Origin of the sequence: Anaeromyxobacter sp. Fw109-5, from assembly GCF_000017505.1 — a bacterium.
Taxonomy (GTDB): Bacteria; Myxococcota; Myxococcia; order Myxococcales; family Anaeromyxobacteraceae; genus Anaeromyxobacter.
This window is the reverse complement of the sequence record NC_009675.1, coordinates 5,165,426-5,189,427: the sequence shown is the minus strand read 5'-3', so window position 1 is coordinate 5,189,427 and position 24,002 is coordinate 5,165,426. Positions and strand designations below refer to the sequence as shown.

Genomic DNA, 24,002 nt, shown 5'->3' with positions numbered 1-24,002 from the left:
TTCGACAGGCTCAGGGCGAGCGGAGCCGTTTGGCTGACACGGCACCCAGCACGTCAGCCCGATCCATCGACATTTTCCAGGGCGCGCGCGGGGCCGTCCGTTATGACGGACGACCATCCGCGCGCGAGGGGCGCGCCGGCCGAGGAGAGCCGATGAGCGACGCCGCCACGTCCACCCGCCACCGCTCGTTCGCCGAGCAGGGCGATCTCGACGCCTACCTCGAGGCCCTCGGGCGCTTCGAGCGGGGCGAGCTCTCCGCGGAGGGGTGGCGCCAGCTTCGCCTCCTGCACGGCACCTACGGCCAGCGTCAGGACGGCGTGCACATGCAGCGGGTGAAGATCCCGCAGGGCCTCCTCTCCGCCGCCCAGCTCGAGGCGCTCGCCGAGGTCGCCGAGCACCACAGCCGCGGCTTCGGCCACGTGACGACCCGCCAGAACGTCCAGCTCCACTTCGTCACCGCGCACGGCGCGGAGGCCGCGCTGCGCCGGCTGGCGGAGGCGGGGCTCACGACCCGGGAGGCGTGCGGGAACTCCGTGCGGAACGTGACCGCGTGCCCGCTCGCCGGGGTCGCCGCCGACGAGCCGTTCGACGTGTCCCCCTACGCCGAGGCGCTCACGCGCCACCTGCTGCGCCATCCGCTCTCGTCCTCGCTGCCGCGCAAGTTCAAGATCGCCTTCGAGGGCTGCGCCGAGGATCACGCCGCGGGCGCGATCCACGACATCGGCCTGTACGCGCGGCTCGGGTCGGACGGGCAGAAGGGCTTCCTCGTCCGCGCGGGCGGTGGGACCTCGACCGTCCCGGTCTCGGCGGAGGTGCTGGTGGAGCACCTCCCGGCGGGCGACGTGCTCGCGCTCGCGGAGGCGATCCTCCGCGTGTTCCACCGGCTCGGCGATCGCGTCCATCGCCACGCGAACCGCATGAAGTTCCTCGTGCGGAAGCTCGGCTTCGAGGGCTTCCGCGCGGAGGTCGAGGCGGAGCGGGCGCGCGTCGAGGCGGAGGGCGCGCCGCGCCTGCCGTTCGATCCGGAGCGGCCGCCCGTGGAGGGCGCACCCGGGCACGACCGCCCGACGGCGCCGTCGCCCGAGGAGATCGCGGCGCGGGTGCGGGCGCAGGTGCCTCGCGGCCCGGGCATCGTGCCGGCCGTCGCGCCCGACCTCGCTCCCGCACCGGCGGCGCTCGCCGCGTTCACGCGCACGAACGTGCGGCGGCAGCGACAGCCCGGGTTCGTGGCGGTCGAGGTCGTCCTGCCGCTCGGTGACGCGACCGCCGCGCAGCTCCGCGTCCTCGGCGCCCTGGCCCTCGCGTACGGCGACGGGGCGGTCCGGCTCACGCGCGAGCAGGACGCGGTGCTGCGCTGGGTGCGCGAGGGTGACGTGCCGGCGCTGCACGCGCGGCTCGCGGCGGCCGGTCTCGGGCGCGCCGGCGCGGGGACCGCCGACCACGTGACGAGCTGCCCGGGCGCGGAGAGCTGCAAGCTCGCGGTGACCCAGTCGCGCGGGCTGGGGCGGCTGCTCGAGGCGCACCTGCGCGAGCGGCCCGAGCTCGCCGCGGCGCTGCCGGGGGCGGAGCTGAAGGTCAGCGGGTGCCCCAACGGCTGCGGTCAGCACCACGTCGCGACGATCGGCTTCCAGGGGAGCGCGCGCAAGGTGGACGGCAGGGCGGTGCCCCAGTACTTCGTGCTCCTCGGCGGCGGCGTGTCCTCCGGCGGCGCGCGGTTCGGTCGGCTCGCCGCGAAGATCCCGGCCCGGCGCGTGCCCGAGGCGCTCGAGCGGCTGGCGGCGCTCTATCGGGCGGAGCGCGCGGAGGGCGAGGACGCGCCCGCGTTCTTCGCGCGGGTCGAGCCGGCCCGGGCGCGCGCGGCGCTCGCGGACCTCGCCGAGCTCGACGCAGCCACGCTCCGGGCGGAGGACACGGTGGATCTGGGAGAGGACGCCGCGTTTCGGCCGGAGACGAGCCAGGGGGAGTGCGCGAGCTGAGCCGTTCGTCCTTCGACTCTGGCCGCGCTGCGCGCGGCCGACGTTCAGGACGAACGGGAGTGTGCCCGTCGGTCCGCCCGCCCTTCGACAGGCTTCGGGCGAGCGGACGAGTTAAGACTCCCGGACCCGATGCCCGACCAGCCCCGCACCTCAGTCGTCCGCCGCCTGGGCGGGCTCCTCAAGGAGGAGCTGCCGGCGCTCTCCGTCGGAACCGTCTTGCTCGTCGCGGGCGCGGCGCTGTCTCTCGTGTACCCGCAGGGCATCCGGCTCATCGTGGACGGGGCCATCGCCGGCGAGGACCCGCGGGCGGTCACGCGCGCGGCGGGGGTGCTGGCGGTCATCGCCATCGTGCAGGGGCTCGCGGTGGCGGGGCGGCACCTCCTCTTCTCGCTCGCGGGCGAGCGCGGGGTGCGGCGAGTGCGGGAGCGGCTCTACCGGAGCCTCCTCGACCAGGAGATCGGCTTCTTCGACTCGTCGCGCACGGGCGAGCTCATCTCCCGGCTCGGCACCGACTCCGCGACCATCCAGAGCCTCGTCGCGGCGAACGTGTCGATGGTGTTCCGCCACGTCATCACCGCGCTCGGCGGCATCGCGCTCCTCTTCGTCACCTCCCCGCGCCTCACGGTGGTGATGCTGCTCGTCGTCCCGCCCATCGCGGTGGGGTCGGTGATCTACGGCCGCAAGGTCCGAGCGCTCGCGCGCCGCTACCAGGACGCGCTCGCCGACGCCTCGCACGTCGCCGAGGAGTCGCTCTCCTCGATGCGCACGGTGCGCGCCTTCAACGCCGAGCCGGCCGAGCGCGGCCGCTACGACGCCGCCATCGCCGCCTCCTACGACGCGGCCCGGCGCCGGGCGCGGGCGGGCTCGCTGTTCATGGGCGGCGCCTCGGCGGGCGTGTACCTCGCCATCGCCGCGGTGCTCGGCTACGGCGGCAAGCTCGTGGCGCGCGGAGACCTCACCGCCGGCGCGCTCACCGCGTTCCTCGTCTACACCCTCCTCATCGCCATGAGCCTGGGCAGCCTCGCCGACCTCTGGGCGGAGGCGATGAAGGGGATCGGCGCGGCGGAGCGGGTGTTCGCGCTCATGGACCGCGTGCCGGCGATGCCGGTCGCGGGCGGGCTGCGGCCGGCGCGCTGCGAGGGGCGGATCGCCTTCGACCGCGTGCGCTTCTCCTACCCGGCGCGCCCCGACGTCGAGGTGCTGGGCGGGATCGACCTGCACATCGCGCCGGGCGAGGTGGTCGCGCTCGTCGGTCCCTCCGGCTCGGGCAAGTCCACCATGGCGGCGCTCCTCGGCCGGCTCTACGACCCCGTCGCCGGCCGCATCACGCTCGACGGCCACGACCTCCGCACCCTCGATCCCACCTGGCTGCGGGCGCAGATCGGCGTCGTCCCGCAGGAGCCGACGCTCTTCTCCGCCTCCGTCGAGGAGAACGTGCGCTACGGCCGGCCGGACGCGACGCACGAGGAGGTGGTCGCGGCCTGCCGCGCGGCTCACGCCGACATCTTCGTGCGGGGGTTCCCGGAGGGCTACGCGACGCGCGTGGGCGAGCGCGGACAGCAGCTCTCCGGTGGGCAGCGCCAGCGGCTCGCCATCGCGCGCGCGGTCCTCAAGGACCCCCGCATCCTGCTCCTCGACGAGGCCACGAGCGCGCTCGACTCCGAGTCCGAGGCGCTGGTGAAGGATGCGCTCGCCCGCCTGATGACCGGGCGGACGACCGTGATCATCGCCCACCGGCTCTCGACCGTCGCGAGCGCCGATCGCGTGGTGGTCATCGAGGGCGGAATCATCGTGGAATCGGGGCCGCACCGCGAGCTGGTGGCGCGGGGCGGGCTCTACCAGCGGCTCGTGGAGCGGCAGCTCCGGGCGGGGTAGACGGCGGGGCGCGGGGCCGGTACCCTGCACGTCCAGTCCGGGGGGTACCGGACGGGTAGACGGGCGGCCGCAGCGGTCCCGCTCGTCCTTCGACAGGCTCAGGACGAGCGGAGATACGCTGCCCGCGAGCACGGCTCGCGCGGAAACGACGCCCGCCTTGCCGCCAAGTGAAGAGATGCTCGACCGGGTCCTCATCGTGTGCGTGGGCAACATCTGCCGGAGCCCCATGGCGGAGGCGCTCCTGCGCGCGAGGTTCGCGGCGCGCGGGCGGGGCAACGTGGAGTCGGCGGGGCTCGGTGCGCTGGTGGGGCGGGGCGCGGATCCCATCGCGGTCGACCTCATGAAGGAGCGCGGGCTGGACCTTTCGGGACACCGGGCCCGCCAGCTCACCCCCGAGATCCTCGCTGCGGCGGACCTCGTCCTCGTGATGGAGTCCGGTCACCAGAAGCAGATAGAGGCGCTCGCGCCCTCGTCGCGCGGGCGTGTCCACCGCATCGGCAAGTTCGGAGGGTTCGACGTGCCGGATCCCTATCGCCAGCCCCGCGCCGCCTTCGAGCAGGCGCTCGCCCTCATCGACCGAGGGCTCGAGGATTTCGACCGGGCGTTCTGGAGGGCGTCGTGAGCGCGCCGACCCACGTCAACGCGGGTGTCCTCGCGCTCGCCGGGCTCCTCACCGCCTGCTCGTCCGTCGCCCCGGGCCTGCAGTTCAAGCAGCGGCAGCTCGAGGCGCGCGGCACGGCCGAGCAGCCCATCGCGATCGTGCAGATCACGTCGAAGGTCCTGCTGGACGAGGCGGAGGCGCGGAGCAAGGCGGCGACGGCGCGGCCGAAGGATCCCCTCGCCGAGCAGGCCGCGAGCTGGCAGTACCGCATCGCCCCCTACGACGTGCTGTCGGTCATCGTCTGGGATCACCCCGAGCTCACCATCCCCGCCGGCGAGTTCCGCGCCGCCGAGACCTTCGGCAACGCGGTGCAGGCGGACGGGACCATGTTCTACCCGCACGTGGGCGTGATCGAGGTCGCGGGCAAGACGCTCCCCGAGGTCCGCACCCTCATCGCCGACCGGCTGCGCCGGGTGATCGAGAACCCGCAGCTCGACGTGCGCATCGCGGCGTTCCGCGGGCAGCGCATCGAGGTGACGGGCGAGGTGATGCGGCCCTCGACCCTCCCCATCACCGACGTGCCGCTCCGCGTGCAGGACGCGATCGGCGCCGCGGAGGGGCTCACCCCGAACGCGTGGACGCGCGGCGTGGTCCTCACTCGCGCGGGCCGCACCTATCGCCTCGACCTGCAGGCCTTCTACGACGAGGGGGATCGCTCGCAGAACTGGCTCCTCCAGGACGGCGACGTGGTGCACGTCCCGTCGCGCGAGGAGAACAAGGTCTTCGTGCTCGGCGAGGTCCAGCGGCCGTCGTCCAAGGTCATGGCCCGCGGGCGGATGAGCCTCGCTGAGGCCATCGGGGACTCGGAGGGCTTCGACCCGACCACCTCGAACCCGAGCGACATCTTCGTGTTCCGCGGACGCTACGAGACGCCGCGGGTCTACCGCCTCGACGCGTCGAGCGCGGACGCGATGCTGCTCGCGACGCACTTCCAGCTCGAGCCGCAGGACGTCGTCTACGTGGCGCCGTACGGCCTCACCAACTGGAACCGCATCATCACGCAGGTCCTGCCCACGCTCCAGACCCTCTGGTACGGCGTGGACGCCTTCGACCGCAGCAGAGACGTGGTCATAGGGAACTAGTCGAATGTCGAAGCGAGGAGACGTGGCGCTCGAGGTCCTCCCGGGCGCATCCCCGAAGACGCGCGCTCCAGACGAGCTCTTCTCGGCGCCGGAGCCGGGAGACGACGAGCCGTCGCTGAGCGAGTACCTCGACGTGCTCGTCGGGGCCCGCAAGCTCATCGCGGCGGCGGTCGTCGCCGCGGCGGCGCTCGGCGGCGCCTACGCGCTCCTCGCCACGCCCGTCTTCCGCTCCGACGTGCTCGTGCAGGTCGAGGATCAGAAGGCGGGGACGGGGCTCCTCGGCGATCTCACCGCGGCGTTCGGCGACTCGACGCCCGCCGAGGCCGAGATCGAGATCCTCCGCTCCCGCGCGATCCTGGGCGACGCCGTGGACGGCCTGAGGCTCGACCTCGTCGCGCGGCCCAGCCGCTTCCCGCTCCTCGGCGGCTTCCTCGCCCGCCGCCACGACGCGGAGGACGGCGTCGCGGGGGCGTTCCTCGGGCTGTCGTCGTTCGGCTGGGGCGGCGAGCAGCTGAAGCTCGACCGGCTCGACCTGCCGGAGCGGCTCTACGGCGAGCCGCTCACCCTCGTCGCCGGCGAGGGCGGCCGCTACGCGCTCCGCGGTCCGGACGGCGAGACGCTCCTCGAGGGCGAGGTCGGGAAGGCCGCCTCGGGGAACGGCGCCGGCGCCTTCGTCGCCGCGCTCGTCGCCCGGCCGGGCACGGAGTTCGGCGTCGCCCGGCTGCGCCGCGACGCGGCGATCGCCGACCTGCAGGAGCAGCTGCGCATCTCGGAGAAGGGCAAGAAGACGGGCATCCTCCAGCTCGCGCTGGAGGGGGACGATCCGGTGCAGGTGGCCGCGATCCTGGACTCGCTCTCCCGCGCGTACGTGCGCCGCAACGTGGAGCGGAGGAGCGCCGAGGCCGAGAAGACGCTCGCCTTCCTCGAGGGGCAGCTCCCCGAGCTGCGCGGCAACCTCGACGCGGCGGAGACCGAGTACGAGAGCTACCGCTCCCGCAAGGGAGGCGTGGACGTCTCGCTCGAGACGCAGGCGGCGGTCACGCGCGCGGTGGAGATCGAGAAGGCGCTCTCCGAGGTCCAGGTCGAGTACGCCGCCCTGCGGCTGAAGTTCACCGAGACGCACCCGGCCCTGGTCGCCCTCGGCCAGAAGGTCCGCCGCCTCGAGTCCGAGCGCGCCACGCTGGACGAGCGGCTCAAGAAGCTGCCCGAGGCCGAGATGGAGTCGGCGCGGCGCATGCGCGACGTGAAGGTCGCGAACGAGCTGTACCTCATGCTCCTCAACAAGGCCCAGGAGCTGAAGGTCGTGAAGGAGGGGACGATCGGCAACGTCCGCATCCTCGACGCCGCCATCGTCCCGGTGGAGCCGGTCGCGCCGAAGCGCGCCCGGGTGCTCGCCCTGGCCCTCTTCCTCGGGCTCGCGGGCGGCGTGGGGCTCGCCTTCGCGCGCCGCGCCTTCGATCAGGGCGTGGAGGATCCGGAGGCGCTCGAGCGCGCCACCGGCATCGGCGTGCACGCCAGCGTCCCGTTCAGCGAGCGGCAGGTGGAGGCCGACCGGCGCGCGCGCCGCGAGCGCGTCCCCGTCCCGATCCTCGCCGACGTCGATCCCAAGGACCTCGCCGTCGAGAGCCTGCGCAGCCTGCGCACCAGCCTGCAGTTCGCGCTCTTCGAGGCCTCGAGCGGGATCGTCTCGCTCTCCGGCCCGGCGCCGGGGGTGGGCAAGTCGTTCGTCTCGGCGAACCTCGCCCACCTGCTCGGCGAGGCCGGCAAGCAGGTGGTGGTGGTGGACGCCGACCTCCGCCGCGGCCACCTGCACGAGTACTACGGCACCGACCGCGCGCGCGGCCTCTCCGACGTCATCGGCGGCCACGTCTCCCTGGACGAGGCGATCCGCCCGACCTCGTCGAACAACGTGCGCTTCCTGCCGACCGGCACCATCCCGCCGAACCCCGCCGAGCTCCTCTCCAGCGAGCGCTTCGCGCGCCTCCTCCAGGAGCTGGCCGGCCGCTTCGAGCTCGTGCTCCTCGACACGCCGCCCATCCTGGCGGTGACCGACGCCGCCGTCATCGGGCGTCACGCCAGCGTGAACCTGCTCGTGCTGCGCGCCGGCGAGCACCCGCTCCGCGAGATCGCGGCCTCCCTCCGCGCGTTCGCCCGCGGCGGGGTGCGCGTGCACGGCCTCGTGCTGAACGGCGTGCACCTCGACCGCGGCCTGGGGCGGCGGAACGGGTATCACTACCAGTATCGGTACGGGTAGGCCGGAGCTTCCGCTACGGCCACGCGTTCACGGTGAGGAAGAGGGCCGAGCCCTTCTTCTCCCCGGTCACCTGGTGCACGATGCGCTGGCCCTTCTGCACGGTCAGCCGCGACTGCGTGTTCCGCGAGGTGAGCGCCACCTCGAAGGTGACGGTGTCGCCGTGCCGCTCCTGCAGCGTGAGCGCGGCGGTGTCGCCGTCGGGCAGCTCGACGAACTCGGTGCGGCCGCGGTCGAGGTCGAGGCGCTTCTCGCTCACCTGCTCCCAGCGGACGTACGCGAGCGGCGAGAGCTGCCGGCGCAGGTCGTCGAGGCGCGGATCGATCTTGGGCGGGCCCTGGCGCGAGCCCTTGATGACGCGGACCGCGACCGGGACCTCGGCGCGGGCGGCGGCCGGCAACACGGACGCGAGCGCGGCGAGAAGGCAGAGCGTCGCGGCGAAGAACGTGCGGGTCACCAGGCCTCCTGGGCGGCGGCTCACGAATGCTCCTCGCCGAGCAGCACCACGGGGCCGTCGGACGTCTGCAGCACCATGGTCACCTCGCCCTCGGTCGCCATCTCGAAGAGCGCGATCTGGCCGTCGTCGCCTTCGATGCGAACGTACACGACGAGAGCGACCGCCGCCAGAACCGGCACCAGCGAGGCGAGCGCGGCGCGCGGGTGCGCGCGGAACCACCCCAGGAACCCGTGCCGGCGTGCGGGCGCGGATCCCTGCACGCCCACGCGCGCCATCACCCCGTCCACGAAGGGCGCGAAGTCGCGGGCGTTCGCGCGCGCCATGAGCGACTCGCCCACGAGCCCGTCGAGCGCGGCCAGGTCGGCGGCGAGGGCGCGGCAGGCGGGGCAGGCCTGGAGGTGCGCGTCGAGCGCGCGCTGCTCCTCGGGGGAGAGATCGCCCTCGCGGGCGCCGAGCATCGGGGCGTAGCGGACGCAGTCCTTCATGGCGCGGACTCCTCGTCCTCGGCTTCCACTTCCGGGCGCTCCGCGTAGTCGCGCAGGGCGGCCTGCATCTTCTTTCGCGCGTGGAAGAGGCGGCTCATCACCGTCCCCTTGTGGATCCCGAGCCGCTCGGCGAGCTCCTCGTAGGAGAGCCCCTCCACCTCGCGCAGCACGAGGATGGTGCGGTGCTTCTCCGGCAAGGTCGCGAGCGCGGCGTGGATCTTCTCCGCCATCTCGCGGCGGAGCGCGTTCTCGGCGGGGTCGTTGCCGAGCGAGGTGGCGAGGATCCCCTCGCCGGCCTCGGACAGATCGACCTCGCGCACCTCGTCCACGTCGTCCTTCTGCGCGCTCCGCTCGCGCCGGACCGCGTCGATCGACAGGTGGGTGGCGATGCGGAAGACCCAGGTCGAGAACGACGACTTGCCCTCGAAAGAGCCCAGGTGCCCGTGGACCCGCACGAACGCCTCCTGGGCGACGTCCCAGGCGAGATCCCCGTCTTTCACGATGCCGAGCGCCAAGGCGTACACCTTCCTCTGGTAGCGGACGACCAGCGCGCGGAACGCGTCGGGGTCGCCGGCCTGGGCCTTGGAGACCAGCGCGAGGTCGTCGGCTACCATCGGTCGGACGGCTGCTCCTTGAAGGAAATTCAACTGGGACGGCGGAAAGTAGCACACCCGGCGCGGCACGCCCCGCAAACGGACGCGTGTGGGCGCGACCCCTCCGATGACGCCGTCGGGGCACCTCGGACCTCCCCGCGTTATCCTCCATGAGCCGCTGGGGTCGGGCGGGAACGGTCGAAAGGGCCGATGACGGTCGCTTACGGTGAGATCGCGCGCGTCCTCGACGGGGCGCGGCGCAGGCGGATCCGGGTGGTGCTGCTCGCCGCGCTCGGCTTCGGGCTCGCGGCGGGCCTCGGCGTGGTGCTCGCGGGCGCGCTGGCGGCGGCGTTCCTGGGCGTGCGCGCCGGGCTGCGCCCGGTGGTGCTCGCCGCGGCGTGCACCGCCGTCGTCTCCGCCGCCGTGCTGGCGGTGCGCGCGCTCCTCCGCAGCGCGTGGTCGCCGGAGGCGGCGGCGCGCACGGTCGCGCACGACGCGCCCGCGCTCCGCTCCGATCTCGTCTCCTCGGTCGAGCTCGCTCGCGAGCGAGACGCCATCCAGGCGAGCGGGCGTTACTCGGTGGCCCTCGTGGACGAGCACCTCGCGCGGACCGCCGCGCGGGCGCGCGAGCTGGACCTCGCCGCCGCCGTCCCCGATCGCTGGGCGCGCCGCGGGGTGCTCGCCCTCCTCGCCGTGCTCGCCGTCCACGCCGCCGCCTTCCTGCTCGCCGGAGCCCCGCTCGTCCGCGCTTACGGACGCGTGCTGCTCGGCGATCCGCCCGGCACGCCCGCGCCCGCCGCAGACCCGATCACCGGCGACATCCAGCTCACCTTCCAGTACCCGGCGTACATGAAGCGGGAGCCGCGCACGCTCTCGGGGACCGGCGGCGAGATCCGCGCGCCCAAGGGCACCGAGGTGACCCTGGAGACGCGCGCGGACCGCGACGTGAAGCAGGCGGAGCTCGTGGTCGAGCTCGAGGTCGATCCGGCGGTGACCCAGGCTCATCCCTCGACTCCGGTCCCGGACGCGCGGGGCGAGCAGGGCGGGACCGGGCCCTACGCTCGGGACGAAGGGAATCGACGAGAGGAGGCCGGACCCACCCCGCCCGCTCATCCCGAGCGTAGCGCCGCCAGCGGCGGCGCCGAGTCGAGGGAGCGCGGCAGCCCCGTGAAGCGCTACGCGCTCTCGGTGAGCGGCCAGCGCGACCTGCGCGGCCGCCTGCTCGTCACCGACGGCGGCAGCTACCGCTTCCGCTACCTCGACGGCAAGAAGGAGGTGGCCGAGGGCCCGCCCATCCCGATCGTGGTCGAGGCCGACGCCTTCCCGGAGGTGCGCATCACCGCCCCCGAGCGCGAGCTCGAGGCGGACGCGGACGCGCGCGTCGGGATCGAGTGGCAGGCGGAGGACGACTTCGGCCTGTCCGAGGCCGCGCTGGTCGTGAAGCGCGCGGGGGGCGAGGAGCAGCGCCGCGTGCTCCGCAGGCCGCAGGGGCTCCGCCGCGACGGCGGCGTCCACGAGCTCGACGTCGCCGCGGAGAAGCTCCGCGAGGGCGACCGGCTCACCTACTGGGTCGAGGTGCTCGACACGGACACCGTCTCCGGCCCGAAGAAGACCCGGACCGAGGCGCACACGCTGAAGGTCTACTCCGAGGCGGAGCACCGCCGGCAGGTGCTCGAGAAGGCGCGCCAGGTGTTCGAGGAGCTGGTCGGCGTCCTCGGGGACCGGCTGGAGACCTTCTCGGCGGGCGCGATCACCACGGCCGAGCGGCTCGCGGCGGTGCAGCAGCTCGACGTCCGCACCCGCCACCTGCACGAGCGGATGCGGGAGGCGGCGCGCGAGATCCGGCGCGACCGCGCCGGCCCGAAGGAGATCGCCGCCGCGCTCCAGAACGTGGCCGGCGCCATCCGCGGCGCCGAGGGGCGCCTCGCCGGCCCGCGCGCCTCGGTGGCGCAGGCGATCCGCGTGCGCATCCGGCCCGACGCCGGGCTGCTCCGCGGGATGGCCGCGCTCGACGCGAACCTCGACCAGGAGCTGGAGAAGGGCGTCCTCTACCTCGAGCAGCTCCTCGACAAGCGGCGCGCCGAGGACCTCGTGCGGCTCGCCAAGGACCTCGCCAGCCGCCGCCGCGAGCTCGCCTCGCTCCTCGAGAAGTACCGCGCCTCCCCGAGCGACGCGGCGAAGCAGGAGCTCCTCGCGGAGATCGGCCGCATGAAGGAGCGCGTGCGCGACCTGCTCTCGCAGATGGCGGAGCTCTCGAAGGGCTTCAACGACGAGCACATGAACGCCGAGGCCCTCGCCGAGATGCAGCGCTCGAAGGACCTCATGGGCGGGCTCGATCGGGTCGAGGAGCTGCTCGCCAAGGGCGACGTCGAGGCGGCCATGAAGGCGCTCGACGAGATGGCCTCGTCCATGGACCAGATGCTCGCCGGCCTGCAGCGCACCGCCGGCCTGCCCGACGAGAAGGCGCAGGCGCTCATGAAGGAGATGCTCGCCTTCAAGGATCAGCTCGAGAAGGTGAAGGCCGAGCAGGAGCGCACGGCCACCGAGACGGAGCAGGTGCGCCAGGAGTATCGCAAGCGGCTGCAGGACCGGACCAAGGCCTCCGAGCAGGAGGTGGAGCGGCTCGAGAAGCTCGCCGGCGAGGCGCGCCGCGACGTGGACCGGGCGCAGCCCGGCATCTCCTACCGCTCCGAGGTGGAGTACGAGCAGTCGCGCGAGGCGCTCGCCGACCTCGAGCGCGCCCTCGGGATGAAGGAGATGGGGGCCGCCTGGGAGACCTCGCAGCGGGCGGCGCCGTCGGTGGAGCGGCTCTCGCGCTACCTGGAGGAGGACGCGGCGCTCTCGCAGCAGACCCCCTCGATGATGAAGCGCGACCCGGGGCGGGTCGCCGACGCGCACCGGGCGGTGGAGGAGGCGGTGCCGAAGGCGCGGGAGATCCGCGACGCCCTGTCGAAGCTGTTCCCCGACCCGCGCACGGTGCTGCCGCCCGAGGCGCAGCAGCGGCTCGGCGAGCTGTCGGAGAAGCAGGGCGCGCTCGAGAAGCAGGCGCAGGGGCTCCAGCAGAAGCTCGCCGAGCTCATGCAGCAGGCGCCCATCTTCCCGCCGGACGCGCAGGGCCAGCTCGGCGAGTCGCGCGGCCACATGGGCGAGGCGGCGACGGAGCTCGGCAACCGCAACCCGCAGCGCGGCCACGGCGAGCAGCAGCTCGCGCTGGACGCCCTCTCGCGCTTCCAGAAGGGGCTCGAGGAGGCGGCGAAGAACCAGGGCAAGGGCGGCGGGAGCGGCATGGGCTTCCCGTTCCCGTTCGGCGAGCAGGGCGGCGGCGAGGAGATGGGGGACGGCCGCGAGGCGTCGCGCGAGAAGGTGAAGATCCCGGGCGCGGAGGCCTACAAGGTGCCGGAGGAGTTCCGCAAGGACCTGCTCGACGCGATGAGGCAGGGCGCGCCGGAGCGCTACCGGGGCGAGGTGCAGCGCTACTACGAGGAGCTGGTCAAGTGATCCGGGTGGCGCTCGCGCTCGCGCTGGTGCTCGCGGTGCCCGCCTCCGCCGAGACGGCTCCGCGCGAGCCGCTCGCCCTTCGACAGGCTCAGGGCGAGCGGGCCGGGGGTACCCGCCAGAACGTCACCCCGCACGCCCCGCCCACGCGCGTGCCGCGGCCGAAGGGCGAGCTGCCCGACCAGATCTCCGCCGCCCTCCGCACGCTCGCCGACGAGGACGTGCGGGGCGCGCGCGCCATCCTCGAGCCGCTCCTCGCCGACGACCCCGAGGAGCCGGCGGTCCGGCTCGCCGCCGGGATCCTGCGCTTCTACGAGCAGCGCTACGGCGAGGCGGTGCCGCTCATCGAGTCCTCCGGCCTCGGGGATCCCGCCGGCTACCTCGCGCTCGCGAAGGCGGCGCTCGAGGTCACGAAGGACGACGCGCGCTTCGAGGCCGAGCACTTCGTCGTCTCGCATCCGAAGGGCAAGGACGAGGTGCTCGTGCCGTACCTCGTGGACGCGCTCGAGAAGCAGCGGGCGACCCTCGCGCGGAGCCTCGCCTTCACGCCGGAGGACCGGCTCTCCGTCGAGATCGTGAGCGACGTGAAGGAGCTCGCGAAGGTCTCCACCCTGACCGAGGAGGAGATCCGCACCTCGGGCACGGTGGCGGTCTGCAAGTTCAACAAGCTCATGCTCCTGTCGCCCAAGGCGCTGCTCAAGGGCTACGACTGGCTCGACACCGCGGCGCACGAGTACACGCACCACGTCCTCACGCTGAAGTCGCGGAACCGCGCGCCCATCTGGCTGCAGGAGGGGCTCGCCAAGTGGTTCGAGGACGACTGGCGCGGCGGGGGCGAGCCCATCTCGCCGGTCGCCGCGGCGCTCGTGCGCGACGCCGTGCAGACGAACACGCTCGTCACCTTCGAGGAGATGCACCCGTCGCTGGCCAAGCTGCCCTCGCAGGAGCGCGCCGCCCTCGCCTACGCGCAGGTGGCGCTCGCCATCGAGTACCTGGTGCAGCGGAAGGGCGCGGCGGTGGTGCCGCGCGTCCTCGACCTCCTCGGCGAGGGGGCGGAGACCGAGGCCGCCGTGGCGCGCGCGCTCGGCGCCCCCTTCCCGCGCTTTCTGGCGGAGTGGCGGCGCCACATGTCGGCCCGCCCGCTGCCACGCGGCGGCGATCACGCGCTCGCGAAGCTCCGCTTCCGCGACGACCCCAGGCAGGCGGGCCAGTGGGCGGAGTGGGCGGAGATCCCGGACGAGCGCGCCCGCGGGTTCGCGCGGCTCGGCGAGATCATGCGCACGCGCGGCAAGTGGACGGCGGCGCGGATCGAGTACGGCAAGGCGGTGCAGCGGGTCGGGGCGCGGATCCCGATCCTCTCGAACCAGTACGCGCTCGCGGCGATGATGTCCGGCGCGAACGCCGAGGCCGAGCGCGTCCTGAGGGAGGCGATCGGCTGGAGCCCCGACTACGCCGCCCTCCACGTGCGGCTCGCCCGCATCCTCCTCGGCCGCGAAGACTTCGCGGGCGCGCGCGAGCACCTGCTCGTCGCGAACCGCCAGGATCCCTTCGACCCCGAGATCCACGCCGGGCTCGCCAAGGCGCTCGCCGCGACCGGCGACCCGGGCGGCGCGTCGCGGGAGGAGCGGTTTGCGCGGATACTCGCGGGGGAGACGCCGTGAACCGCTCGGGTCCGAGAGGCTCACCCTTCGCCAGGCTCAGGGTGAGCGGATCCGCGCGGTCGTTGACCGCTCGTGCTGAGCCTGTCGAAGCACGATTCTGGATGGGGACATGATCACCGACACCGACGCACCGCCCACCCCCGAGTCCGACCTCCAGGCCGTCCGCGAGCTGCACGACGCCCGGCGGCTGCTGCTCGGCGAGATCGAGAAGCGCATCGTCGGCCAGAAGGAGGTCGTGGACTCGCTGCTCGTCGCGCTCTTCGCGCGCGGGCACTGCCTGTTCGTGGGCGTGCCCGGCCTCGCGAAGACGCTGCTCATCTCGACGGTCGCCGACGTCCTCGACCTCTCCTTCAACCGGATCCAGTTCACGCCGGATCTCATGCCCTCCGACATCACGGGCACGGACGTGCTGGAGGAGGACCACACCACCGGGCGGCGCACCTTCCGCTTCGTGCGCGGGCCGATCTTCGCGAACCTGCTCCTCGCCGACGAGATCAACCGCACGCCGCCCAAGACACAGGCGGCGCTCCTCCAGGCCATGCAGGAGTACCGCGTCACCGCCGGCGGCGAGACCTACCCGCTCGACCTGCCGTTCCTGGTGTTCGCCACGCAGAACCCCATCGAGCAGGAGGGCACCTACCCCTTGCCGGAGGCGCAGCTCGATCGGTTCATGTTCTACGTCTCGGTGACCTACCCGACCGCGCAGGAGGAGCTCGAGATCGTGCGCTCCACCACGATCGCGCAGCGCCCGCCGCTCCGCCGCATCCTCTCGCCCCACAAGATCCGCGAGCTGCAGGACCTCGTGCTGCGCGTCCCGGCCGCCGACCACGTCATCAAGTACGCGGTGGACCTCGTCCGCGCCACGCGCCCGGGCGAGCCCGGCGCGCAGGACTTCGTGAAGGAGAACGTCTCCTGGGGCGCCGGCCCGCGCGCGAGCCAGTACCTCGTCCTCGGCGCGAAGAGCCGCGCCATCCTCGACGGCCGCATGGCCGCCAGCGTCGAGGACGTCCGCGCCCTCGCGAGGAACGTCCTCGTGCACCGCGTGATCACGAACTTCCGCGCCGAGAGCGAGGGCGTGACGAGCGGGGAGATCGTCGGGAGGTTGGTGGAGAGGGTGAAGGGGTGAGGGGGCCCGAGTTCCGCTCGTGCTTCGACAGGCTCAGCACGAGCGGGGAAAGCGAGTCCTGCCACGACATCGCGAGCCGGACGACGAGCACCGGCGAGAATCCGCTCACCCTGACCCCTCGACGAGCTCGGGGGAAGAGTGAGCGAGGCGGAAACGACACCGATGCCTGACCCCAAGCGCCCCCTCCTCGACCCCGCGGTCCTCGCCAAGCTCGGCACGCTGAAGCTGCGCGTGCGCGCGGTGACGGAGGGGATCCTGACCGGGCTCCACAAGTCGCCGCACCACGGGCAGTCGGTGGAGTTCGCCGAGCACAAGGAGTACACGCCGGGTGACGAGATCCGGCACATCGACTGGAAGGCGTACGGGAAATTCGACAAGTACTACGTGAAGCGCTTCGAGCAGGAGACGAACCTCCGCGCCTACCTGGTGGTGGACGCCTCCGGCTCGATGGGCTACCGCGGCGCGCCGGAGCGGCTCAGCAAGCTCGAGTACGCGAGCGCGCTCGCGGCGTCGCTCGGGTACCTGCTCGTGCGCCAGCAGGACGCGGCCGGGCTGGTGGTCGTCCAGGGGCACGTCGCGGGCGCCATCCCGCCGCGGGCCTCGGCGAGCCACCTCGGGCCGGTGGTGGAGGCGCTCGAGGCGGCGCGGCCGGAGGGGGAGACGCGGCTCGGCGCCGGGGTGGACTGGGTCATCGAGCACGCGCCGCGCCGCTCGTCGGTGATCGTCTTCTCGGACCTCTTCGACCGCGACGACCGGATCGTGAAGAAGCTCGCCCAGCTCGGGCGGCGCAAGCACGAGGTGACCATCTTCCACGTGCTCGATCCCGCCGAGCTGGAGTTCCCCTTCGACGACCCGACGCTGTTCCTCTCCATGGAGGACGAGCGCCAGGTCGAGGCGCACGGCCGCGACGTGCGCAAGGGCTACCTCGAGGTGATGCAGCGCTGGCTCGAGGAGACGCGCCGGACCGCCGCGGAGGCCGACGTGGACTACGTCCTCTGCCGCACCGACCGTCCCCTCGACGAGGTGCTGCTCCCGTTCCTCGCCCGCCGCGAGCGCAGCGCCGCATGAGCTTCGGCTTCCTGAACCCCGCGCTGCTCTGGGGGCTGCTCGCGGCGGCCATCCCGCTCGCGATCCACCTGTTCTTCCGCCGCCGCCCGCGGCCGACGCCGTTCCCGGCCATCGACTTCATCCTCCGCGCGCGCCGCGAGACGCAGCGCCGCCTGCGCATCCGCAAGGTGCTCCTCTTCACCGCGCGTACGCTGCTGCTCGCCGCCGCCGCCCTCGCCATCGCGCGGCCGCGCGCCGAGCGGCCCGGCGAGGCGATCGCCGCGGTGGCCGAGGGGCCGAAGGCGACCGCGATCGTGCTCGACGCCTCGGGCTCCATGCGCTACCGGCTCGACGGCCGCGCGCTGTTCGAGCGCGCCCGCGCCGACGCGCTCGGCGCCCTCGCGGCGCTCGGGCCCGACGAGCCCGCCACCGCGATCGTCTGCGGCGGCGGCACCCCCGTCGCGGAGCCGCCCGGGTTCGACCGCGCCGCGGTGCGCACCGCGCTCGAGCGCGCCGAGGCCTGGGCGGGCCACTCCGACCTCAGCGCCTGCGTGGGGGCGGCGGTGCGCGCCCTGGCGAGCGCCGAGGCGCAGGCCGGGCTGGGCAAGCACGTGGTGGTGGCGACCGACCTCGCGGCCAGCGCCTGGAGGCTCGACGCGCCGCCGCCCGCCCTCGAGGGGCCGGAGGGGCGCGTCCTCCCCGAGGTGACGGTCCAGGACGCCGCGCGCGGCGCGGCGCTGCCGAACCTGGCGGTGGTCGGCCTCGACGCGGAGCCGGATCCCGCCGCCGGCCCGCGCGGCTACCGGGTCACCGCGGTGGTGTCGAGCGCGGAGGGCGCGGCGCGGAAGGACGTGCCGCTCCAGCTCTCGGCCGGCGCCGGGCCGGCCGCCAAGGTCGCCATCCGCGCCTTCGTCGATCTCCCCGCCGGCGGCACCGTCCGCAAGGGGCTCTCCCACGCCTTCCCGCAGGGGGGGCCGGCGGTGCTCCAGGTCGCGCTGCCCGAGGATCCGCTCCCCCTCGACGACGCGCGCGCCGTGACGCTCGTCGTGCCGCGCGAGGTGCGGGCGCTCGTGGTGGACGGCGCGCCCTCGCCGGTGCGCTACCGCGACGAGGCCTACTTCGTGGAGTCGGCGCTCGCCTCGCCCGCGTCGCCGGTCCGGCCGAAGCTCGTGGACGCCGACGCGTTCCCCGCCGAGGACCTCTCGAAGTACGACGTGGTGTTCCTCCTCAACGTGCGGGGCGTCGGCCCGAAGGCGGCGGAGCTCGAGCGCTTCGTGGAGAACGGCGGCGGCCTCTTCGTCGCGCTCGGCGACCAGGTCGATCCCGAGGCCTACGACCGCGAGCTGGCGAAGCTCCTCCCGATGCCGCTCCACGTCGTGAAGACCGCCGCCCAGCCCGCCGAGGGGGCGTCGAGGGCGGCGCGCTTCGCGGACGTGGCCTGGGATCACCCGGCGCTGTCGGTCTTCCAGGGCGAGGCGCGCGAGGGCCTCCTCGGCACGCGCACCTTCCGCTACGTGCTCGCGAAGCCGGGGCCGAAGGGCGCGCCGCCGCGCGTGCTCGCGAGCTTCGACGACGGCTCGCCCGCGCTGGTGGAGGGACGGCGCGGCCGGGGGCGGGTCCTGCTCTTCACCTCCAGCGCCGACCGCGACTGGACCGACTGGCCGATCCGCACGAGCTTCCTCCCCGCGATGCAGCGGTTCGCCGGCTTCCTGGCGGGCGGGCTGGAGGAGCGGCGCGAGCCGGCGCTCGCGGTCGGAGCGCAGCGGACGATCCGGCCGGAGCCCGGCGAGCGGCTCGTCGCGCTCGTGGGTCCGGACGGCCGCGAGCGCGGCGAGGCGGAGCTCGAGCGGATGGGGCTGCGCGAGGGCGAGCGCGGGGGGCTCGTGCTCACGCCGGGCGAGCCTGGCCTGTGGCAGGTGAAGGTGCAGGCGCAGGGCAGAGGCGAGCCGCGCGTCGAGCCGCGCCTCGCGTTCTCGGTCTCACCGGATCCGCGCGAGTCCGACACCCGGCGCGTCGAGCCGGCCGAGCTGACCGCGTACTTCGGCGGCGCCAAGCACGCGAAGGTGGAGGGGGACGCGCAGGCCGCCGGCGGGGGCCGGGCCATCCCGCTCTGGTCCATCCTCCTCGCCCTCGCCCTCGGCGCGTTCTTCCTGGAGGGGCTGCTCATCAGCGGCAGGTGAGGGGGCCCGTGCCGGGGCATCTTGCCCGCGGCCCCGCCGTGGCTAGGATGGCGCGGTGCCCGTCTCCACGCTCGATCGCGACGTCGCCGGCCTGTTCTGCGTCGGCTTCCACGGCAAGACCCCGTCCCCGGAGGTGCTGGAGCTGATCCGGCGCGGCGTGTACGGCGTCATCCTGTTCGGGCGCAACGTGGAGAGCGCGGAGCAGGTGGCGGAGCTCGTCGCCGCCCTGAAGGGCGCGGCGGGCCGCCCCCTCCTCGTCTCCATCGATCAGGAGGGCGGCCGGGTGGCCCGCCTGCGCGAGCCGCAGGGGTTCACCGAGCTGCCGCCGATGCGGGCGGTGGGGGACGCGGGGGACGAGGGGCTCGCGCGCGAGGTGGGCGCGCTGCTGGGCCGCGAGCTGCGCGCGGTCGGCGTGGACCAGGACTACGCGCCCATCGTGGACGTGGACACGAACCCGGCGAATCCGGTCATCGGCGATCGCGCCTTCTCGCGCGACCCCGAGACCGTGGCGCGCCTCGGCGCCGCGCTCGCGGCGGGGCTGCAGTCCGAGGGCGTCGCCGCCTGCGCGAAGCACTTCCCCGGCCACGGCGACACGAGCCAGGACTCGCACAAGGACCTGCCGCGCCTGCCCCACCCGCTCGCGCGGCTCGAGGAGGTGGAGCTGCTGCCGTTCCGGGCGCTCGCGCGCGCGGGCGTGGCCTCGATGATGACCGCGCACGTGGTGTTCGAGGCGCTCGACCCGCGCCGGCCGGCGACGCTCTCACCCGAGGTGATGCGGCTCCTGCGCGAGCGCGTGGGCTTCCAGGGCTGCGCGATCTCCGACGACCTCGAGATGAAGGCCGTCGCCGAGCACTTCCCGCTGGAGGAGGCCGCGCCCGGCGCGGTCACGGCCGGCGTGGACGCCATCCTCGTCTGCCACACCACCGCCCTGCAGCACCGCGCCATCGACCTGGTGCGCGCGGCGGTCGAGGACGGCCGCATCCCGCGCGCGCGGCTGGAGGAGGCCCGGGCGCGCGTCGCGCGGCTCCTCTCCTACGCCGGGCCCGCCCCCGATCCGCGCGAGCTCCGCGCCCGGCTCCGCTCGCGCGCGCACCTCGCCACCGCCGCGCGCATCCCGCGGATCACCACGGGGAACGATCCGACGGTCGCGTAGCGACGGTCCAATTCCCGCACGTGCTTCGACAGGCTCAGCACGAGCGGGGCTGGAGGCGCTCAGCGCCGCGTGGGGCGCCGGGCCACGGCCCGGCGGTGCCGCATGGCCGCGCCGCGCGGCCGCTCGCGCCGTCCGAGGACGGCCGGGGGGGTCTCCCTCGCGGAGTCGCCCGGCTCGCGCCGAGCGCGGCGGCGCGGGAGCGGCGCGGCCTCGAGCCGCTCGAGCGCGTCCAGCATGGCCTGCCGCATCGCCTCGCGGTGGCGGAGCAGCGCGCTCACGTGGCCCGCCGGCAGCCAGCGCAGCTCGGCGCCCCAGTACTCCGCGATGCGCCGCATGTCCGAGGGGGGCACGAAGCCGTCGCGCTCGGTGCCCACCACGATGGCCGCCTCCGGATAGACCGGCGCGGGCAGGCAGGTCACGGAGAACCGGGAGGCGCGGCCGAGGAGCACCTCGCGCACGGCCGCCTCGTCCTCGCCCTCCGCCGCGAGCTTCGGCCAGGACGGGACGTGACGGAGCACCCCCTGGCGCAGGACCGAGTCCGGCGAGCACGCGGGCGCGATCGGCACCACCGCGACCGGGAACGACATCGCCGCGCCGACCATCGCCGCGAGCTGGCCGCCCATGCTGTAGCCGGTGACTCCGACGAGCCCGACGCCGAGCTCGTCCCGGAGCCAGCGCAGCAGGGCGCGGCCCTCGAGCAGGGTGGCGGCCGCCATGAGGTGCATGTCCGACACCGAGCGGAGCGCGTGCGCGCGCTGTCGCTCCGGGCGCCGCCCGCCGTAGTAGGCGTTCTCGAGCACCACGGCGCCGACCCCGCTCGCGAGCAGCGGCTCCGCGAACCGCAGCCGCAGCCCGAACCCCTGGTCGCCCGAGGCGGCGAGGTGGACGTACACGCCGCGCACCGGTCCCTTCGGCAGGAGCAGCTGGATGCGCGCCCTGCGCGCGCAGGCGGGCAGGCGCTCCTCGGGGCTCTCGAAGATGCCGTCGTGGAGCACGCCGCAGTGGGCCCGCCGGCCCGGACCGAGACGGACCTCGATGGGCCTCGCCCGTCGCCGCAGGAGCGCCTCGGGATCCGTGGCGTCGCAGATCGCGCGATCGCCCCAGCCGTCCTCGAAGAAGCGCTGACCGCGGATGGCGACGCCGATGAAGAGATCCAAGAAGTGCATTCGCCGCGCTCCGCAAAAACGATAGGCAGCAGCGCCACGAGGCGCGCCCCCTCGGGCGGCGGAGCGGGCGCTGGGTCGCGGTGGCTGTAATCGTGGGAGACCCGGCTGGCGAGCGGGCGTCCGGGCGAGGCGGCCGTCAGGCGGTCCGGTCGAGGAGCTTCAGCGCCACCATCGCGTACAAGAACCCGTACACCACGTGCTCGGGCCGCTGCGAGAGGTGGACGAGCTCGGCGACGGTGCGGGTGCCGTCGACCTTGGGGAGGATCTCCGCCTCCCAGCGCTCGAGCTCCACCTCGTGCAGCCCGTACGCCGGCTGCGGGCTCGGGATGAGCCGTTCCTCGGGCGAGAGCAGCCGGTAGAGCCGCTCCGGCTTGTAGAGCTTCTTCACGCCGCGCACGATGAGGTTCGCCGGATGGAGATCGATCTTGATCGCCTCCTGCGCCGCGCGATCGGCGAAGTGCATCCGGTACTCGCCCTCCTCCCAGCCGAACGCCGAGTAGACGATCGCCTTCACCTGCTGGGCGACGTAGTAGAGCTTCTCGGTGTCCTTGAGCAGCTTCAGCTCGACGAGGATGTCGCCCGCGCGACGTCCGGTGCGGTCCGCCTCGGCCTGGCACTCCTCGAGCTGCGCGGTGGTGATCTTGCCGACGCGCACGAGGAACGGCCCGAACCGGTCCGTGACCAGGTTCGAGATGGCGAAGCAGGGACGCCCCTTCTCGAAGTAGAGGGTCTTCTTGACCTTGCCCTTCTGCACGGTCAGCTCGCCGGTCTGCTGCGCGAGGTGGAACGCGGTGATGAGGTCGGGGAGGTTGTCCGCGAGCTTCCCCTCGGTGCGCGACAGGTCGGGTGGGGGGCGGGGCTCGGCCCGCCGCGCGGGCACGGGCGGCGGGCGGGGCGGCGTTCGCCCGGGGGCGCCGACCGGCGCGGCGGTGACCTTCTCGCCGCGCAGCACCGCCGAGACCTTGCCGTCCTCGGTGAGGACCACCTTGCCGGTGAGCTCCATCGGCTCGAGGGGCTCGTCGGCCTCGACCGCGACCTCCACGTCGAAGTCGCTCGCCTGCGAGGGCGGCGGCGGAGGCGGCGCGCGCGCCGGGGCCGGGGTCGAGGCCGGCACGAGCGTGCGGAGCGCCTGGACCAGCAGCCGGGCCTCGAACGGCTTCTCGAAGTAGGCCGCGGCGCCGTGCTGCGAGCGGGCGTCCGTGGACGCGCGGCCGCCCTTGAACACGCCGGTCATGAACACGAAGGGCACCTTCGCGTTCCGCAGCGCGTGCGCGACGTCGTAGCCCATCATGTCGGGCAGGAGGATGTCGACCACGGCCGCGGCGGGCTTCTCCTCCGCGATCTTGCGGATGGCCGTGTGGCCCTTGCCGGCGGAGACGGGGGTCCACCCCTCCGCTTCCATGAGGCGGGCCAGCAGGGACAGCAGCTCGGCGTTGTCGTCGACGAGGAGAATCTTCGGCCGCACGGTCCGGGCACGATACCGGCGGGGGGGCGTGCGATCAACGCGTGCGCATTTGTGGCCGCAGGCCCTACCAGCGTGTTAACTCAATCGAAACCTCGACCCCGCGATCCCGGAGGCCCCGATGCGCTCCCCCCGTGCGCTCCTCGTCCTCGCCGTCGCCCTCGCGCCGCTCGTCGCGTGCGAGAAGAAGCAGACCGCCGAGCCCGCCGCGCAGGCCGGCCGGGGCGGCGCCGCGGCCGCCGAGCGGATCGTCTTCGGCCACGTCGCCTCGCTCACCGGCTCCGAGGCCACCTTCGGCGACTCGACCGACAAGGGCATTCGCCTCGCGGTGGACGAGGTGAACGCCAAGGGCGGCGTGCAGGGCAAGAAGATCGAGGTGAAGACGTACGACAACCAGGGCAAGCCCGAGGAGTCCGCGCAGGCCGCGACCCGCCTCGTGGTGCAGGATCGCGTCACCGTGCTGCTGGGCGAGGTGGCCTCGACGCGCTCGCTCGCGATGGCGCCCATCGCCGACGCGAACGGCACGCCCATGATCTCGCCCTCCTCCACGAACCCCAAGGTCACGAAGGACGGCGCGCGCACCCGCAAGTACGTCTTCCGCGTCTGCTTCATCGACCCGTTCCAGGGGACGGTGATGGCCAAGTTCGCGCGCGAGCAGCTCAAGCTCGACCGGGTGGCCGTGCTGCGCGACGTGGGGAACGACTACTCGGTGGGGCTCGCCGACTACTTCCTCGCCAAGTTCGAGGAGCTCGGCGGGAAGATCGTGGACGACGAGAGCTACAAGGCGGGCGACCAGGACTTCAAGGCCCAGCTCACCGCCCTCAAGGCCCGCGCCCCGCAGGCGATCTACGTCCCCGGCTACTACACCGACGTGGCGCTCATCGCGCGCCAGGCGCGCGAGCTCGGCATCAAGGCGCCGCTCATGGGCGGCGACGGGTGGGACTCGGCGAAGCTCTACGAGATCGGCGGCAAGGCCCTCGAGGGCTCCTACTTCTCGAACCACTACTCGCACGAGGACCCGTCGCCGCGCATCCAGGAGTTCGTCAAGAGCTACAAGGAGCGCTACGGGCAGGTGCCCGACGGCCTCGCGGCGCAGGGGTACGACGCCGCGCGCATCGCCGCGGACGCCATGGGCCGCGCGAAGGACCTCTCCGGCGACGCCATCCGCCTGGCGCTCGAGGCGACGAGGGACTACCCGGGCGTCACCGGGATCATCAGCATCGACGCCGACCACAACGCGGTGAAGCCGGCGGTGGTGCTCAAGATCGAGAACGGCGCCGGCCACTACGTGGCGACCATCGCGCCCGACGAGAAGCAGGCGGCGAAGTAGCG

Annotated in this window: 17 protein-coding genes; 12 read left to right on the top strand and 5 right to left on the bottom strand. The window is 73.9% G+C overall.

Going from position 1 to position 24,002, the window contains the following annotated elements; genetic code table 11:
- Positions 1–152 precede the first annotated feature (152 nt).
- The 5 genes from ANAE109_RS22745 to ANAE109_RS22725 all read left to right on the top strand — a co-directional run bounded on the left by ANAE109_RS22745 (position 153) and on the right by ANAE109_RS22725 (position 7,848).
- Positions 153–1,976 (top strand): nitrite/sulfite reductase, encoded by a 1,824-nt coding sequence (locus ANAE109_RS22745; RefSeq protein WP_012099260.1) that lies wholly within the window; start codon positions 153–155, stop codon positions 1,974–1,976.
- A gap of 129 nt (positions 1,977–2,105) precedes the next feature.
- Complete coding sequence (locus ANAE109_RS22740) at positions 2,106–3,851, top strand: ABC transporter ATP-binding protein (RefSeq protein WP_012099259.1); 1,746 nt, start codon at positions 2,106–2,108, stop codon at positions 3,849–3,851.
- 175 nt (positions 3,852–4,026) lie between these two features.
- A complete protein-coding gene (locus ANAE109_RS22735) occupies positions 4,027–4,473 on the top strand; it encodes a low molecular weight protein-tyrosine-phosphatase (RefSeq protein ID WP_012099258.1) in 447 nt (148 codons plus the stop codon).
- A complete protein-coding gene (locus ANAE109_RS22730; RefSeq protein ID WP_012099257.1) occupies positions 4,470–5,594 on the top strand; it encodes a polysaccharide export protein in 1,125 nt (374 codons plus the stop codon). The genes ANAE109_RS22735 and ANAE109_RS22730 overlap by 4 nt, the downstream gene beginning before the upstream one ends.
- Positions 5,595–5,598: 4 nt before the next feature.
- Positions 5,599–7,848 carry a polysaccharide biosynthesis tyrosine autokinase gene (locus tag ANAE109_RS22725; protein ID WP_012099256.1) on the top strand — a complete coding sequence of 750 codons (2,250 nt, stop codon included), beginning with the start codon at positions 5,599–5,601 and terminating at the stop codon, positions 7,846–7,848.
- Between the two features lie 13 nt (positions 7,849–7,861).
- Here the strand turns inward: ANAE109_RS22725 and ANAE109_RS22720 are convergent, their stop codons facing one another.
- The 3 genes from ANAE109_RS22720 to ANAE109_RS22710 are packed head-to-tail and all read right to left on the bottom strand — an operon-like array spanning position 7,862 to position 9,401.
- Positions 7,862–8,326: a hypothetical protein gene (locus ANAE109_RS22720; protein ID WP_012099255.1), complete on the bottom strand. Its 465-nt coding sequence runs from the start codon at positions 8,324–8,326 to the stop codon at positions 7,862–7,864.
- On the bottom strand, positions 8,323–8,787 hold the full coding sequence (locus ANAE109_RS22715; protein WP_012099254.1) for a zf-HC2 domain-containing protein: 465 nt from the start codon (positions 8,785–8,787) through the stop codon (positions 8,323–8,325). The genes ANAE109_RS22720 and ANAE109_RS22715 overlap by 4 nt, the downstream gene beginning before the upstream one ends.
- The gene (locus ANAE109_RS22710) at positions 8,784–9,401 is read right to left on the bottom strand and encodes a sigma-70 family RNA polymerase sigma factor (protein ID WP_012099253.1); all 618 of its coding nucleotides are present in this window, start codon (positions 9,399–9,401) and stop codon (positions 8,784–8,786) included. The genes ANAE109_RS22715 and ANAE109_RS22710 overlap by 4 nt, the downstream gene beginning before the upstream one ends.
- A gap of 189 nt (positions 9,402–9,590) precedes the next feature.
- Here ANAE109_RS22710 and ANAE109_RS22705 point away from each other — a divergent pair, with 189 nt between their 5' ends.
- From ANAE109_RS22705 to nagZ, 6 genes are all read left to right on the top strand, one after another.
- On the top strand, positions 9,591–12,878 hold the full coding sequence (locus ANAE109_RS22705; protein WP_012099252.1) for a DUF4175 family protein: 3,288 nt from the start codon (positions 9,591–9,593) through the stop codon (positions 12,876–12,878).
- Positions 12,875–14,536: a tetratricopeptide repeat protein gene (locus ANAE109_RS22700; RefSeq protein ID WP_012099251.1), complete on the top strand. Its 1,662-nt coding sequence runs from the start codon at positions 12,875–12,877 to the stop codon at positions 14,534–14,536. Before ANAE109_RS22705 ends, ANAE109_RS22700 begins: the two co-directional genes overlap by 4 nt.
- 109 nt (positions 14,537–14,645) lie before the next feature.
- On the top strand, positions 14,646–15,662 hold the full coding sequence (locus ANAE109_RS22695) for a MoxR family ATPase (protein WP_012099250.1): 1,017 nt from the start codon (positions 14,646–14,648) through the stop codon (positions 15,660–15,662).
- A gap of 162 nt (positions 15,663–15,824) precedes the next feature.
- Positions 15,825–16,730: a DUF58 domain-containing protein gene (locus ANAE109_RS22690; protein WP_041448642.1), complete on the top strand. Its 906-nt coding sequence runs from the start codon at positions 15,825–15,827 to the stop codon at positions 16,728–16,730.
- Positions 16,727–18,889, top strand: coding sequence for a BatA domain-containing protein (locus tag ANAE109_RS22685; protein WP_012099248.1), 2,163 nt, complete (start codon positions 16,727–16,729; stop codon positions 18,887–18,889). The genes ANAE109_RS22690 and ANAE109_RS22685 overlap by 4 nt, the downstream gene beginning before the upstream one ends.
- A 55-nt stretch (positions 18,890–18,944) precedes the next feature.
- The gene (gene nagZ / locus ANAE109_RS22680; protein ID WP_012099247.1) at positions 18,945–20,042 is read left to right on the top strand and encodes a beta-N-acetylhexosaminidase; all 1,098 of its coding nucleotides are present in this window, start codon (positions 18,945–18,947) and stop codon (positions 20,040–20,042) included.
- A 59-nt stretch (positions 20,043–20,101) separates the two neighbouring features.
- Here the strand turns inward: nagZ and ANAE109_RS22675 are convergent, their stop codons facing one another.
- Both ANAE109_RS22675 and ANAE109_RS22670 read right to left on the bottom strand, forming a co-directional pair.
- On the bottom strand, positions 20,102–21,208 hold the full coding sequence (locus ANAE109_RS22675; RefSeq protein WP_012099246.1) for an alpha/beta hydrolase family protein: 1,107 nt from the start codon (positions 21,206–21,208) through the stop codon (positions 20,102–20,104).
- A 136-nt stretch (positions 21,209–21,344) separates the two neighbouring features.
- Positions 21,345–22,673, bottom strand: coding sequence for a response regulator (locus tag ANAE109_RS22670; RefSeq protein WP_012099245.1), 1,329 nt, complete (start codon positions 22,671–22,673; stop codon positions 21,345–21,347).
- A gap of 118 nt (positions 22,674–22,791) precedes the next feature.
- On the opposite strand from ANAE109_RS22670, the gene ANAE109_RS22665 reads away from it, so the two are divergent.
- Positions 22,792–24,000, top strand: coding sequence for an ABC transporter substrate-binding protein (locus ANAE109_RS22665; RefSeq protein ID WP_012099244.1), 1,209 nt, complete (start codon positions 22,792–22,794; stop codon positions 23,998–24,000).
- The last annotated feature ends 2 nt before the right edge of the window (positions 24,001–24,002 follow it).